At 37.5% G+C, this 14,087-nt stretch carries 15 protein-coding genes; 9 read left to right on the plus strand and 6 right to left on the minus strand.

Translation table 11 applies throughout. From position 1 onward, the window contains the following. Nucleotides 1-30: 30 nt before the first annotated feature. The gene (locus ACTJJG_RS08710; RefSeq protein ID WP_032056837.1) at nt 31-387 is read left to right on the plus strand and encodes a hypothetical protein; all 357 of its coding nucleotides are present in this window, start codon (nt 31-33) and stop codon (nt 385-387) included. A 48-nt stretch (nt 388-435) separates the two neighbouring features. Here the strand turns inward: ACTJJG_RS08710 and ACTJJG_RS08715 are convergent, their stop codons facing one another. Then, complete coding sequence (locus ACTJJG_RS08715) at nt 436-993, minus strand: DUF2239 family protein (protein ID WP_080776927.1); 558 nt, start codon at nt 991-993, stop codon at nt 436-438. 213 nt (nt 994-1,206) lie between these two features. On the opposite strand from ACTJJG_RS08715, the gene ACTJJG_RS08720 reads away from it, so the two are divergent. Then, entirely contained in the window at nt 1,207-1,719 is a 513-nt protein-coding gene (locus ACTJJG_RS08720; protein ID WP_002117749.1) for a hypothetical protein, read from the plus strand. Between the two features lie 42 nt (nt 1,720-1,761). Here the strand turns inward: ACTJJG_RS08720 and ACTJJG_RS08725 are convergent, their stop codons facing one another. The 3 genes from ACTJJG_RS08725 to ACTJJG_RS08735 form a co-directional block, all read right to left on the minus strand. Further along, nucleotides 1,762-3,099 carry a CitMHS family transporter gene (locus ACTJJG_RS08725; protein ID WP_002117607.1) on the minus strand — a complete coding sequence of 446 codons (1,338 nt, stop codon included), beginning with the start codon at nt 3,097-3,099 and terminating at the stop codon, nt 1,762-1,764. 569 nt (nt 3,100-3,668) lie between these two features. Further along, the gene (locus tag ACTJJG_RS08730; RefSeq protein ID WP_002117726.1) at nt 3,669-4,994 is read right to left on the minus strand and encodes a hemolysin family protein; all 1,326 of its coding nucleotides are present in this window, start codon (nt 4,992-4,994) and stop codon (nt 3,669-3,671) included. Nucleotides 4,995-5,117: 123 nt separating this feature from the next. After that, a complete protein-coding gene (locus ACTJJG_RS08735) occupies nt 5,118-6,107 on the minus strand; it encodes a LysR family transcriptional regulator (protein WP_004703082.1) in 990 nt (329 codons plus the stop codon). A gap of 587 nt (nt 6,108-6,694) precedes the next feature. On the opposite strand from ACTJJG_RS08735, the gene ACTJJG_RS08740 reads away from it, so the two are divergent. Further along, entirely contained in the window at nt 6,695-8,299 is a 1,605-nt protein-coding gene (locus ACTJJG_RS08740) for an isocitrate lyase (protein WP_002117581.1), read from the plus strand. Nucleotides 8,300-8,353: 54 nt separating this feature from the next. Here ACTJJG_RS08740 and ACTJJG_RS08745 read toward each other — a convergent pair whose 3' ends face one another. After that, a complete protein-coding gene (locus tag ACTJJG_RS08745) occupies nt 8,354-8,824 on the minus strand; it encodes a copper resistance protein NlpE (RefSeq protein ID WP_068611585.1) in 471 nt (156 codons plus the stop codon). A 187-nt stretch (nt 8,825-9,011) separates the two neighbouring features. Beyond that, entirely contained in the window at nt 9,012-9,335 is a 324-nt protein-coding gene (locus ACTJJG_RS08750; RefSeq protein ID WP_005070594.1) for a hypothetical protein, read from the minus strand. A gap of 201 nt (nt 9,336-9,536) precedes the next feature. Between ACTJJG_RS08750 and ACTJJG_RS08755 the strand changes: the two genes are divergently transcribed. The 6 genes from ACTJJG_RS08755 (at nt 9,537) to ACTJJG_RS08780 (ending at nt 14,079) form a co-directional block, all read left to right on the plus strand. Further along, nucleotides 9,537-10,412 carry an urease accessory protein UreD gene (locus tag ACTJJG_RS08755; protein WP_032056834.1) on the plus strand — a complete coding sequence of 292 codons (876 nt, stop codon included), beginning with the start codon at nt 9,537-9,539 and terminating at the stop codon, nt 10,410-10,412. A gap of 101 nt (nt 10,413-10,513) precedes the next feature. Further along, nucleotides 10,514-10,816 carry an urease subunit gamma gene (gene ureA / locus ACTJJG_RS08760; RefSeq protein ID WP_032056833.1) on the plus strand — a complete coding sequence of 101 codons (303 nt, stop codon included), beginning with the start codon at nt 10,514-10,516 and terminating at the stop codon, nt 10,814-10,816. A gap of 11 nt (nt 10,817-10,827) precedes the next feature. After that, nucleotides 10,828-11,136 (plus strand): urease subunit beta, encoded by a 309-nt coding sequence (locus ACTJJG_RS08765; protein WP_057085645.1) that lies wholly within the window; start codon nt 10,828-10,830, stop codon nt 11,134-11,136. 37 nt (nt 11,137-11,173) lie between these two features. After that, nucleotides 11,174-12,874: an urease subunit alpha gene (gene ureC / locus ACTJJG_RS08770; RefSeq protein ID WP_262520622.1), complete on the plus strand. Its 1,701-nt coding sequence runs from the start codon at nt 11,174-11,176 to the stop codon at nt 12,872-12,874. Between the two features lie 70 nt (nt 12,875-12,944). Continuing rightward, a complete protein-coding gene (ureE, locus tag ACTJJG_RS08775) occupies nt 12,945-13,427 on the plus strand; it encodes an urease accessory protein UreE (protein WP_284116043.1) in 483 nt (160 codons plus the stop codon). Continuing rightward, on the plus strand, nt 13,414-14,079 hold the full coding sequence (locus ACTJJG_RS08780) for an urease accessory protein UreF (RefSeq protein ID WP_017387151.1): 666 nt from the start codon (nt 13,414-13,416) through the stop codon (nt 14,077-14,079). Before ureE ends, ACTJJG_RS08780 begins: the two co-directional genes overlap by 14 nt. The last annotated feature ends 8 nt before the right edge of the window (nt 14,080-14,087 follow it).

The following is a 14,087-nucleotide window of genomic DNA, read 5'->3' on the forward strand; positions in this document are numbered from 1 at the left end:
TATATTTTTATATAACTACATCTCTAATATATGAAACTTGAAACCCTTAATAAAAATGCTGAATTCTATATCGCTTCACTAGCTTTGGGAGTTTTAGAGGGAATGAAACAGGGAATTCTTTCTCCTGAAGCTGGAATATGGTCTTTAGCAAGGTCGAGCTTTTCTAATGAACTTTTAAAATCTACAATAATTTCTAACGATCTAAAATATGTAATCGCATGTTTTGATGAGATTGATGCTTTATCTAGCTTTGATGGAGGAGAGGTAAAGCAACAGCAAATGATTGATGAATTGAAAGAGAGATGTCTAAGTTGTTTGCAGGGGGTTGATTATAAAAATCTTGATATGAAAATGACATCTTCAATAAATGATGAAGATGATTTATAGATTATGTCTGATTGTTCCGCTTATCAAGAAGCTGGAATAATCAAAAAATTAAAAAATATTTTGGGTTTTTTGAATCAGATGCTCTTTTATATCTTTAGGATAGTTCTGAATCATCTTTAAAAATATATCTCGATCACCTTGATATAAGGCACGTGTTGCTTCTTCGTAATTTGGCATATTGCCCAACATGGCAGACATAAAACGGTCGATGGCTTGTTTAGCGAGCATAATATTACCTTCAGAATTTGAGTTATTTAACTCTTTATCAATTAACTTACGAATTACTGCTGATGCACTCGCACTTTGTTGATCTAACCAATCCCAATGTTTTTTCTGTAAAGTGATTTCACGAGAAATTACTCCGAGTTTAGGTCGTCCAACTTTTTTAATTTCTTCTGGTTCAGCATAACGTTGTTGAATTTCCTGTTCCGAACCAGAAAGATCAAGATCAATTTGTTGACCTGTTTGATCATTAAAAATCAGAATATTTTCCGTTGTTTTCGGAAGATCTTTGAGTTTTTTTGCAAGTTCAATAAGGGAGTCACTCGCAATAAGCGTGCTTCCAGTGAAGGCAGTATAGGTGATTTTAGTATTCATTTTAGCCATATATTTTTATCTGGGTAAAATAATATTATCAGGGTAAAATTAATTTGGCAAATAATTAAAATTATAACCAAAGAATTATTTGATTTTATGAGTGTAGTCGATGAAGTTAGGACTATAAAAATAGTCAAGATAATGAGCTATTTAAAATTTTACTCTGCTTTAGTATTGCTTTTATGAGAGAATACGCCTTTAGTTGTATGTATAGAGACTCCTATGTTTGAGCAATCTCCTGAATCTTTAAGCGATATCGAAATTTTAGACATTTTACAGTCGATGAAAAAAGATAAGCTAGATACGGAAGCAAATGAGATCATCCGTAACGGGGGAAAAGCAGGACGCCAGGAAGCACATAAACAGGCTTTAGTGGCACTGAATACAAATTTTGAAGAAAAGTTTGTAGAGGCAGTTACTCTTGCACTAGGTTTAAATGCAGCTCAAGCTAAAAAAATTCGCTATAAAAAAGATCGAATTCGTATTTTAAAAGCGCGTGGTATTGATTATTTAGCTATTGATGGTGCAGAAACAGCGCAAGTTTTGGCACAAATTTCACAAGCGATTGTTCGAGAAGATGCAATAGTTACTCATGACTTACATGACATCTTCCCATTTTGGAAAGAAGGTTGGCCAATGGTGCAATTTGATAATGCCTATAAAATTTTAGAAGAAGATATTAGCTTGCACTTTCATGCGTTCTTAGACGCCATGATTGAGTATATAAATAAATAAAAATAAAAGCCCCGTTTGGGGCTTTTATTTTTAGGGGAATAATTAAAGTGTACTAAAGAGCGGGAAAACGCCAATCACTAATGCAGTGCCCATCAAAACCATACATGTTATAAATGCCCATTTAAATGTGAACTTTTGATGGTCAGCAAAGTCAACTTTAGCAAGACCGCATAACAAGTAAGTTGATGGAACAAGAGGCGATAGTAAGTGTACTGGTTGACCTACAATTGATGCACGAGCAATAGCTTCTGGGCTAATACCGTAATGTGAAGCCGCTTCAGCAAGAATTGGTAAAACACCATAGAAGAATGCATCATTTGACATAAAGAATGTTAAAGGCATACTGACTAAAGCGGTAATCGGTGCAAGATATGGGCCCATGCTTGGAGGAATCATTGCGACGAATTCTTTAGACATCGCCTCAACCATACCTGTACCAGATAAAATCCCTGTGAAAATACCTGCAGCGAAAATTAAACCTACAACAGCTAAAATACTATCTGCATGCATTGCGATACGCTTTTTCTGCATATCAACATCAGGATAGTTAATCAGCATTGCAATACAGAACGCTAGCATGAATAGCACTGACATTGGCAAAATGCCTTTGATTAATGCAATCATGAGAATAATAGTAAGTACCATATTTACTTTGCGTAAATGTGGACGTGTCGCTTCAGGGTCTTTTGACACGGTAATATTGTCACCATGATGACTTTCAAGCTCAATCACGCCTAAACGTTTTTGCTCATAACGGCCATATAAATATGCCAAGAAGAATAACCAGCCAATACTAATGATCATTGGAAGGATCATTGGTACGAAAATATGGCTTGGATCAACTTGTAACGCACTTGCAGCACGAGCAGTAGGACCACCCCATGGCGTTAGGTTCATTACACCACTACATAAAAGCATAAGCGCAGTCATGATGAGTGTGTTCATTCCTAGACGTTGATAAAGTGGCAACATTGCAGCCACACAGATCATATAAGTGGTTGAGCCATCACCATCTAAAGAAACGAGAGTGGTTAAAAAGACAGTTCCTAGAGTAATTTTTAAAGGATCGCCTTTAACTTTTTTCAAAATCCATTTAACCGGCGGGTCGAAAAGACCTGCATCGATCATTAAGGCAAAATACAAAATTGCGAATAAAAGCATTACGCCAGTTGGCGCTAATTTTTTGATGCCATCCAGCATCATCTCACTGAGACCTTTAAGTTCAATGTGACTTAAACTTTCAAAGTAATGACCTAGGCCCCAAGCAATGAGAGAAAAAATAAACGGGATGAGAATTAAAGCAATAATAGGGCTTAAACGTTTGGACATGATTAAGTACATGAAGCACAAAATCATGCCAACACCAAGTAATGTCAGCATACAATCAATCCTTTGCCTATAGTTTTACTGAACAAGTTTATTCAAAACTCTGACCTTGGTTATTCTTATTAATTTTTATTAAAAAGACAAATAATATATTTAGTTTATTTGGTTAATATATATTCGTTTGGATAGGTATATTTAGATGAAATACTGAACATATATATTAAGATTATAATGGTTTTATAATAAATGAATGCTATTATAAAATAATATAAAGGTATTATAAAAATAAAAATTATATGGCATTTTTTTTAATTATATATATTTTGATGAGTGAAATGAGAAGAAGAAGCATTTAGGGGCTTACTTTGAGCTAAGCTACATAAGTTTGTTTGCAATGTAAATGGGGCTTAATCACTTTATAAGCAGTTAAGAGATATAGATTATTTTATTAATTTTCAGTATTTAAGCTTTAATAGAGTTGTTAAATAAAATAATAATACTTTTAGATTAAAAGAGCAAATTGAATAAATGAATCTAAAATAATTATTACATATATTTAAAAAAGTTATTTAGTTTTAAAAAAATACCCCAGCTAAATTGTGGGGCATTTAAATTAATAACGATTAGTTTTCATCAATTGATGAGTGTGTTTCGGTTTGTTCTAAAATCCGAGTTACAAGAAGTTGGTCAATTTTAAAATGGTCGACATCGACAACTTCAAATTTATATCCACCAAATTCCACAAAATCTGCTGGACGTGGAATTTTGCGTAAACGGTACATCATGAAACCTGCAAGCGTCTCATAGTTTTCTTCATCAGGCATTTCATCAATTTCAAGAGCATGTCTTAGGTCATCAATTGGTGTGCTGCCATCAATTAACCATGAGTTATTATCACGTTTAATGATTTGCTGTTCTTCTTCAATAGGAGTAACCCAATCACCCATAACTGTAATCATAATATCGCTTAATGTAATCACTCCGACAACGAGTGCATATTCATTGATAACGACAGCAAATTTTTCTTTTGTAGAACGAAAACGGTCAAGTAGTTCAGAGAGTGTGAGAGTGTCGGGAATCATGAGTACAGTACGAATGGTAGACTCATTTAATTGAGTTGGTGATTGATTATTTAAAATACGTACTAAGAAATCTTTAGCATCAACATAACCAATAACCTGATCAATATTTTCATTACACACTAAAAATTTTGAGTAAGGATATTCTGCTAATTTTTGACGAATACTATCTTCATGTTCGTTTAAGGTGAAATAAACGACGTTCTCGCGTGTCGTCATGCTTGAAGGTACGGTACGTTCTTCTAGTTCAAAAACATTCTCAATAAAGTGGTGTTCTTGTTTTTGAAGTACGCCGGCTTGAGCGCCCGCATCCATGACCGCTGAGATATCATCAAAAGTAATGTTATCTTCGCGTGTTGTATTGACTTTAAATAAGCGAAATAACAGATTCGCAATAGCATTAATTCCCCAAGCTAAGGGTTTACACACCTTAATAAAAACTTGAATTGGGTTAATAACGCTAATTGCAATTTTTTCAGGTGCAATCATTGCCAAGCGCTTTGGCATAAGATCGGCAAATAAAATAAATAGAGAAGTTACTAAAGTGAAGGAGAGGGCAAAACCGATAGTTTGTGTCCATGGACCTTCATAAAAGCGGTCAACTAAAGTGACAAAAAAGGGACGAAAAGCAGCTTCCCCCAAAATACCGCCTAAAATTGCAACTGCATTTAGGCCAATTTGAGAAGCTGCAAAAAAATCGGCAGATTGTTCTTGTAGATCAAGTACTTGTTGGGCACGTTCTTCGCCAGCTTCGGCTAAAATTTTTAACTTTACTTTTCTGGCACCAGCCAATGCAATTTCAGTTAAAGATAAAAAGCCTGCTGCGATGATGAGCAGTACGATGATAATGATATTTTGAAAGAGACTCACAAATCACCCGAGGTTCATCATTATTATGACTATGTTTTAACACAAAAAAGCGCTGAGGTAATCAGATTGATTGCTCAGCGCTTGAAGATAATGTCTAAAATCGACAATTAAATTAAAATTTATTTAATAGTGAGAAAATTGTGAATTGTTGGTTAGAAATTCACGATTTTCTTCTTCAATCATTTGACGAGCAACAAATAAAATAAGTTGGCGCAACCAGCGATGAGCTGGATGATGATGTAATAACGGGCACCAAGCCATTTTAAGTTCAAATTCTGGAATATAAAAAGGAGGATCTTTTATAACCAGTTTTGGATTTTGAGTTTGTAGGCGTGCCATTCGAGTTGGAAGGGTGGCAATCAAGTCAACATTTTGAGCAAGTAATGCTGGCATTTGGTAGTGACGAGTAAATACAGAAATTTTACGACGTTGACCAATACGTTCTAATGCCTGATCGATCCAGCCTAAACCGCCTTGTTTATCTGGATTTACACCAAAGCCTACACCCATACCTGTTTTAGAAACCCAGATATGTTGCGCATCTAGATAACTTTTGAGATTCAAATGGGTTACAGCAGGGTGTTTGTCATTAAGAATACAGCTGAAACTATCACGCCAAACTAACACTTGGTGGAAACTTTGCGGTATTTCATTAAATCTATTAATCGCAAGATCGACTTTACCTTGTTCCATGTCTCTATAAGACACATCACTTGGTGTAAGAAAGTCGAGTACAACATTTGGAGCTTCAGAGCGTAGAGCTTTGACAAGACGAGGGACTAAAGTTGCCTCGGCATAGTCAGATGTCATAATGCGGAAAACGCGATTACTTGTATAAGGGCGGAATTCGGTACGGGGTTCCAAAATCATGGAAAGATCAGAAAGGGCATCACGAATACGAGGTTGTAATTCAAGTGCACGTTCTGTTGGGGTCATCCCTTCGGAAGAACGGATAAGAAGCGGATCATTAAATAAATTACGTAAGCGACGTAAAATATTACTCATTGCAGGCTGAGTTACCCCAAGCTGTTCGGCTGCGCGCGTAACATTTTTTTCACGAAGAAGTACATCAAGATATATTAATAGATTAAGATCTACTCGCTCCAGATTCATAAAAAAAATACCGAAAATAAAACCCTGAAATTGTTTCAAATTATGCCATATTTAATAATCATTGTGTGAAAAAATGATGAGAAAAGCGACATTTTTTGTAGGAATTAAGTAGGGTGGAAAGACGTTTCAAAGGCACGTTTTTACTGTCTTTGCTCAGTTTTGAATGAAAGAAATCTAAATAGAATATATTTATGAATAACTTCTCAATTTCTAGCATATCAATTGACTTTTTGCATTGGCAAAAATAGCCTAATTTGCAATTGACTTTTAGATTTAAAAATGAGTGGAAAATCTCCAAAAATTGTATGAAAATAAGACTTAGGGATTTTTTAGAATAAAACTCTATACTCCTTTAGGATAATTTTGTTTTTATAAACAAAGTGTTAAAGTTTTTAGTTTTATCTATAATATCGATTTATTGGTATATTTTTTAAATAAATACTGAAGATTAACAAAGGATATTGGATTAATTGATTGGCTAAGTCTAAGCTGTGTTCATGAGGAAGCAGCTGGTGTCATAAGAAATTTAAGTAACGTGACTCTAGGCTTCAATCGATGAAATCCTAAAATGAATACAGGACAATATCATGACTACATATCAAACAGCGATTGATGCAGTACGTCAATTAAAAGCAAAATTCGGCAATACTTGGGCAGACATTAGCCCAGAAGATGCTGCTCGTATGCAACTTCAAAACCGTTTCAAAACTGGTTTAGATATTGCTAAGTATACAGCTGCGATTATGCGTCGTGATATGGCTGAATACGATGCTGACTCAAGCAAATATACTCAATCATTAGGTTGCTGGCATGGTTTCATCGCACAACAAAAAATGATTGCGAACAAAAAATATTTCGGTACTACAAGCAAACGTTATATCTACCTTTCTGGTTGGATGGTTGCTGCTCTTCGTTCTGAATTTGGTCCACTTCCTGACCAATCTATGCACGAAAAAACTTCTGTTCCTGCATTGATCGAAGAAATCTATACTTTCTTACGTCAAGCTGACGCAAAAGAATTAAACGATTTATTCCGTGCACTTAAAAAAGCACAAGAAGCTGGTGATACTGCTAAAGCAGCTGAAATCACAGCTCAAATCGACAACTTTGAAACTCACGTTGTGCCAATTATTGCGGACATCGATGCTGGTTTCGGTAACGAAGAAGCAACTTACTTACTTGCTAAGAAAATGATCGAAGCTGGTGCTTGTGCGCTTCAAATCGAAAACCAAGTATCTGATGCTAAACAATGTGGTCACCAAGCTGGTAAAGTAACTGTTCCACACGAAGACTTCATCGCTAAGATCCATGCATTACGTTATGCATTCTTAGAAATGGGTCTTGAAGAAGGTATCATTGTTGCGCGTACTGACTCTGAAGGCGCTGACTTGACTCAAAAAATCCCAGTGGTTAAAGAGCCAGGTGACATCGCTTCTCAATACATCAGCTACTTAGATACTCAAGAAATTGACATTGCTGATGCTCAAGAAGATGAAATCTTAATCAAGCGTGATGGTAAATTACACCGTCCTAAGCGTTTACCTTCTGGCCTATATCAGTTCCGTGCTGACACTCAAATTGACCGTGTTGTACTTGACTGTGTGTCTAGCTTACAAAATGGTGCTGACCTTCTTTGGATCGAAACTGCGACTCCAAACGTAGAAGAAATCGCACACATGGTTAACCGTGTTAAAGAAGTTGTTCCAAATGCTAAGCTTGTTTATAACAACAGTCCATCATTCAACTGGACTTTAAACTTCCGTCAACAAGCTTACGACCGTTGGGTTGCTGAAGGTAAAGACGTTTCTGCATATGACCGCGCTAAATTAATGAGTGCTGAATATGACAACACTGAATTAGCTGCTGATGCTGATGACAAGATCCGTACTTTCCAAGCAGATGCTTCTCGTGAAGCGGGTGTATTCCATCACTTGATCACACTTCCGACTTACCACACTGCTGCTCTTTCTACTCATGAGCTTGCACAAGGTTACTTCGGTTCTGAAGGTATGTTGGCTTATGTTGCTGGCGTACAACGTAAAGAAATCCGCGGTGGTATCGCTTGTGTTAAACACCAAGCAATGGCGGGTTCTGACATCGGTGATGATCACAAAGAAATCTTCTCTGGTGACAACGCTCTTAAAGCACATGACGATGCTAAAAACACAATGAACCAATTCGCAGCTCACTAAGAATTGATTCATCAAAAAACCCGCTCAAATGAGCGGGTTTTTTATTATTAAAAATTATTTTTTCAAAACATAGTGTTCAGCTAAAGAGCCTTCAACTTTTTTACCTTCCATATCTAAAGCAGTTGCAGTGTTTTCACCAATAAAGAATTTACGGTTTTGACCTTTATCATCTAACGTAATAATTGAAGTATTATCTTTGTCGAAAGTAAAGGTACCATGGGTTTCAAATGGGTTTGTATCACCTTTACCAAGATAAGTTTCGGTCAGCTCGTAGGTTTTATCATCTTTAAGTTCTAATTCGGTTTTAATACCTTCACAGTCTGCGCATGGGAGAGTGCCTTTATATGTGCCGTCCCAATCGAGTGAATTTTCAGCTGTGTGTGCGGTATCTACAGCATTATTATTTGCTTCAGTGGTTTGCGCTGGAGCAGATGCTTGAGTTGTCGTCTCGGCTTTATTTTCATTTTTGCTACAAGCGGCAAGAAGGATACTTAAGAGTGCTACTGATAATAATGTTTTTTTCATGATGATCTAAACCTCGGAAAATAAATAAAAAACAAGTAAACAGGCTATGAAATATAAGAGCCTAATAAAAGTTTAAGTATGTAATTTAATTTTAACAAAAGGTAAAGTGAGTGAAATTTAATCAAAAAGAAAGATATAAAATTAAAAAAAGGTATCCACTAAAAAATTAAGTGAATACCTTTATATATTAAGGTTGCGAAGAAACCCCACCTAAAGAATCACAAGCTGATTTATAAAGTTGATATTGTTGCTTTAAAACTTCATCGAGCGGCATGTCAAATAACTCTTCACCATTTTTATAACTCTCTACATATGAAGTCGCCTTTTCTTTGCTTACCGCTAAAGACTGTTGGTAGTAAGAATTAATTGAGCTTGTTGCAATCTGACTTGTCTCAACATTTTTACATTCAAAATTATGGAGAATTTTCTCTGCACGTTTGACCTCACTAGATTGGCCAAAAATACACCCAGTTAAAAAGACAAGTGGCGTTAACACGAAAAAAAGTTTCATGGAGAGCAAGTATGGAAGCAACGGTGGGCGCTATTGTATAAATAATTCCATGAGTTACTGTGGTTTTATGTTAGACATTGATTGTTTTTTAACTCATTAAAATCAAAAAATTGTATCTAATTTTATCATTTTGCTTATTTTTATATTTGGTGCGTATTTTGCTTATAACTTTAAGCACTTATTTTGAACATATGAACCAGAATGAATCAGGTACAAACGTTTTCAAAAAACTCTTTAGCACCATTTTGGTATGCGCGATTAGAGCTCGGATTTTGTTTTGAAAATTCACGCACCATAATGAGTCATAGAAAACACCATGGCCCTGTAAGGGTGCAAAAAATGCTCTGGCCTGAAAAAACAGGTGTATGTCATGCGATTATTGTACATCCTCCAGCAGGAATTGCAGGAGGAGATCATCTTACTTTTCAAATTGAAACCAAAGATCAAGCTCATGCGGTTGTAACGACTCCTGGTGCTGGAAAGTGGTACAAAACTAATGAGAAACAGGCCTTTCAGCATATTCATCTTCATGTGCGAGATCGGTCTATTTTGGAGTGGGTTCCACAAGAAACGATGCTGTTTGATGGAGCTCTAGCACACTCAGAAACTCATATTCATCTTGATCTTGCTGCCAGTTTTATTGGCTGGGATATGTTGGTACTCGGGCGACAGGCACGTGCCGAACGTTTTGTGCAGGGAAGTTATCACAACCAGTTTAAGTTGTGGCGAGAACAAAAATTATTGGTTGCAGATACATTGTTTTTTGAAGGTGAAGATCGTTGGCTTAGTTCTTGTTTAGGTATGAATAATCAAGCCGTAATGGGAAATTTTTGGGCCGTAGCACCTGAGAAATATCGGTCTTCATTTTATTTAGAACAACAGCTCGAACTCATTCGCGAATTGATGATGCGTATGCAAGCACCTGTAACTTTAACATTATTAGATGATGTGGTTTGTGCGCGTTTCTTGGGAAATGATGTCCGACATTGTCATGATGCTTTTGCAGCCATAAGAGCAAGATTAAGACGTTATTGGTTTGATTTGGATGAAGAATTCCCAAGAATCTGGAGAACCTAAGTTACGTTAAATTGCGTATTTAAAAAACGATTAAAACAAGTATGCTGCTTTTGAGCACGTATTTTGCTTAAAGAAAGTTAGATGCTATTTAGGAAAGAGATATGGAACTCAATCCAACAGAAAAAGATAAATTACTTATTTTTACCGCAGGGCTAGTCGCTGAGCGCCGTAAATCTCGCGGCTTAAAGCTAAATTATCCGGAAGCTATCGCTTTTATTTCTGCTGCTTTGCTTGAAGGAGCACGGGATGGTATGACGGTGAGTGACTTGATGCATTACGGAACAACTTTATTAAAGCGCGAAGATGTGATGGATGGTGTGCCAGAAATGATTGCTGAGGTTCAGGTCGAAGCAACTTTTCCTGATGGCTCGAAATTAGTCACTGTTCATCAGCCAATTGTATAAAAGGAACGCTTATGATCCCCGGTGAAATCATTACTCCAGATGCAGACATTGAGCTGAATGTTGGGCGACAAACTTTAAAGATTGTAGTTGCTAATATTGGCGATCGGCCTATTCAGGTAGGTTCCCATTTTCATTTTTATGAAGCAAATGATGCGCTACAGTTTGATCGTGAAACAGCGAAAGGCTTTCGATTAAATATCGCGGCAGGCACGGCAATACGTTTTGAACCAGGACAAAGTCGGGAAGTGGAGCTTGTTGCTTTAGCGGGTAAGCGAGAAGTATATGGTTTTGCAGGCCGAGTCATGGGCAAGCTGGACTAGACATAACAACGATAATGAAAGAGATGAGTAATAAGTTATGAAAATGTCACGTCGTGCATATGCTGAAATGTTTGGTCCAACGGTTGGTGATCGTATTCGCTTGGCTGATACAGAGCTTTTTATTGAGGTTGAGCAAGATTTAACGACTTATGGTGAAGAAGTTAAGTTTGGCGGTGGCAAAGTCATTCGTGATGGAATGGGGCAATCTCAACTTTTAGCTGATGAAGTTGCCGACACTGTCATTACTAATGCCTTGATTGTGGATTGGTGGGGGATTGTAAAGGCTGATGTTGGCTTAAAAAATGGTCGAATCTGGAAAATAGGGAAAGCAGGAAATCCTGATATTCAACCTGACATTACCATTCCTTTAGGTGCTGCAACAGAAGTGATTGCGGGTGAAGGGCAAATTTTAACGGCAGGTGGTATTGATACTCACATTCACTGGATTTGCCCGCAGCAAGTTGAAACCGCGCTAATGTCGGGTACAACAACAATGGTGGGTGGTGGTACGGGACCTGCGGCTGGAACTTCAGCAACCACAGTGACTCCAGGTCCTTGGCATATTGCGACCATGTTGCAAGCCATTGATGATTTACCTATGAATATTGGCCTATTGGGCAAAGGTAATTTGAGTTTGCCAGACCCAATTCGTGAGCAAATTAAAGCTGGGGTAATCGGGTTAAAACTACATGAAGATTGGGGCTCAACACCGGCAGCCATTGATAACTGTTTAAGTGTTGCAGACGAGTTTGATGTGCAGGTTGCTATTCATACAGATACTTTAAATGAAGGTGGATTTTTAGAAGAAACACTGGCTGCGTTTAAAGACCGTACCATTCATACGTACCATACCGAAGGTGCGGGTGGTGGGCATGCACCTGACATTTTAAAGGCAATTGGACAAAGTAATGTGTTGCCATCTTCGACTAACCCAACACGTCCTTATACGATTAATACCATTGATGAGCATTTAGACATGCTCATGGTTTGCCACCATTTAGACCCAGCAATTGCTGAGGATATTGCATTTGCTGAAAGTCGTATTCGCCGTGAAACCATTGCTGCAGAAGATATTTTGCAAGACTTAGGCGCAATTGCCATGATGTCATCTGACTCTCAGGCGATGGGACGTGTGGGTGAAGTGATTTTACGAACTTGGCAAACTGCCCATAAAATGAAAGTACAACGTGGCCCATTAGAGGGTGACAATGAGTTTCATGATAACAACCGCGTTAAACGATACATTGCCAAATATACAATTAACCCAGCAATTACCCATGGTTTAAGTCATGAAATCGGTTCGATTGAGGTCGGAAAACTTGCTGATTTAGTGTTATGGAAGCCTGCTTTTTTTGGTGTAAAACCTTCTATGATTATTAAAGGTGGCATGATTGCAGCGGCGCCAATGGGTGATATTAATGCTTCCATTCCGACACCTCAACCCGTGCATTATCGCCCAATGTTTGGGGCTTATCCGCGTGGTGTGCATAACACCTGTATAACCTTTTTATCTCAAATCGCAATTGATGAAAAAGTTGCTGAGAAACTAAATCTTAAAAAGTTAATTAGTCCATGTAAAAACACGCGTGCAATTACTAAAGCTGATATGAAGCACAACACATATTGTCCAGTCATGCATGTTCATCCTGAAACTTACGAGGTGCGGGCTGATGGTGAATTACTAACGTGTGAACCTGCTGAGGTATTACCTATGGCTCAGCGTTATTTCTTATTTTGATAAGTTTTATAGAGATGATATGTCTTATTACTCTAGATATGAAAGAAATAAATAAGGAGAGAAAAGCTAAATGAAAATTTACACACAACGACTTGAAGATATTTCTCCTGATCAGGCATTTGAAACGGTTGAACTGACTTTTGATACCCGTCAAAAATCCCGCTTTCGAGCGGCTTTAGCGAGTGGCATCGATATTGGTGCTGATTTACCGCGTACTGGTATTTTGCGTAGTGGTTCATATATTGCAACTCAAGAGGGTGATGTGTTACGTGTTGACGCGAAACCTGAGCGATTAATGCAAGTCACTGCTCAAACCGATTTTGATTTGCTTAAAGCTGCCTATCACTTAGGTAATAGACATGTACCGTTAATGTTGACCCCTATAGCTTTGTATTTTGAGCCTGATCATGTGCTTGCAGAAATGGTAGAAGGTTTAGGACTTACGGTGACTGAAACCGATCATCCGTTTGAACCTGAAAGCGGTGCCTATGCACAGCATAGCCATGACCATCGTTTAAGCCCAATCAAAGCTTTACATCATGTCCATTCATAGTGCCGCGCAATTACTGCAATTACTGACATTGTCTTCTACGGCATTGCCAGTTGGAGCGTATTGTTATTCGCAAGGTGTAGAAACAGCAATTGATATTGGCCTAATACATGATGAAACCTCGGCAATTGCTTACTTTGAAGAAGTGCTTGAGATGTTGTTGGTGAGGTTTGAGTTGCCCGTACTAAAGCGTCTTATGCAGCATCATGATGACTCAGAAGAGTTCTTGGTTTGGGCAAATTTGTATAAGGCCAGCAGAGAAAGTAAAGAACTTTTGGCAGAATCTCAACAGCTGGCATTTTCTTTAAATGCGTGGATTAAAGATGTTTTAAAAAAAACAGTTGAGGTTAAAAAGCAGTTTGGTTTCGTGCCGGTCTATGCACAGCTGTGTGGTCGTTTAGAACTTAAAGAAGAGGATGTACTTACGGCTTATACCTTTACTGTTTTAGAAAATCAGGTTTTAGCCGCAGTAAAAACTGTTCCTTTAGGACAAATGGCAGGACAAAGAATTTTGTGGCACTTACATGGTTTAGTACCACAAGCGGTAGAGAAAGCTTTGAAGCTTAATGACGAGCAATTGAGCAGCGCTTTACCTCGTTATGCCATGCTGAGCATGAAACACGAAACACAATATTCACGGTTATTCAGATCTTAAGTTTAGGA

Source organism: Acinetobacter sp. 22512, assembly GCF_052044755.1.
Classification (GTDB): Bacteria; Pseudomonadota; Gammaproteobacteria; order Pseudomonadales; family Moraxellaceae; genus Acinetobacter; species Acinetobacter pittii.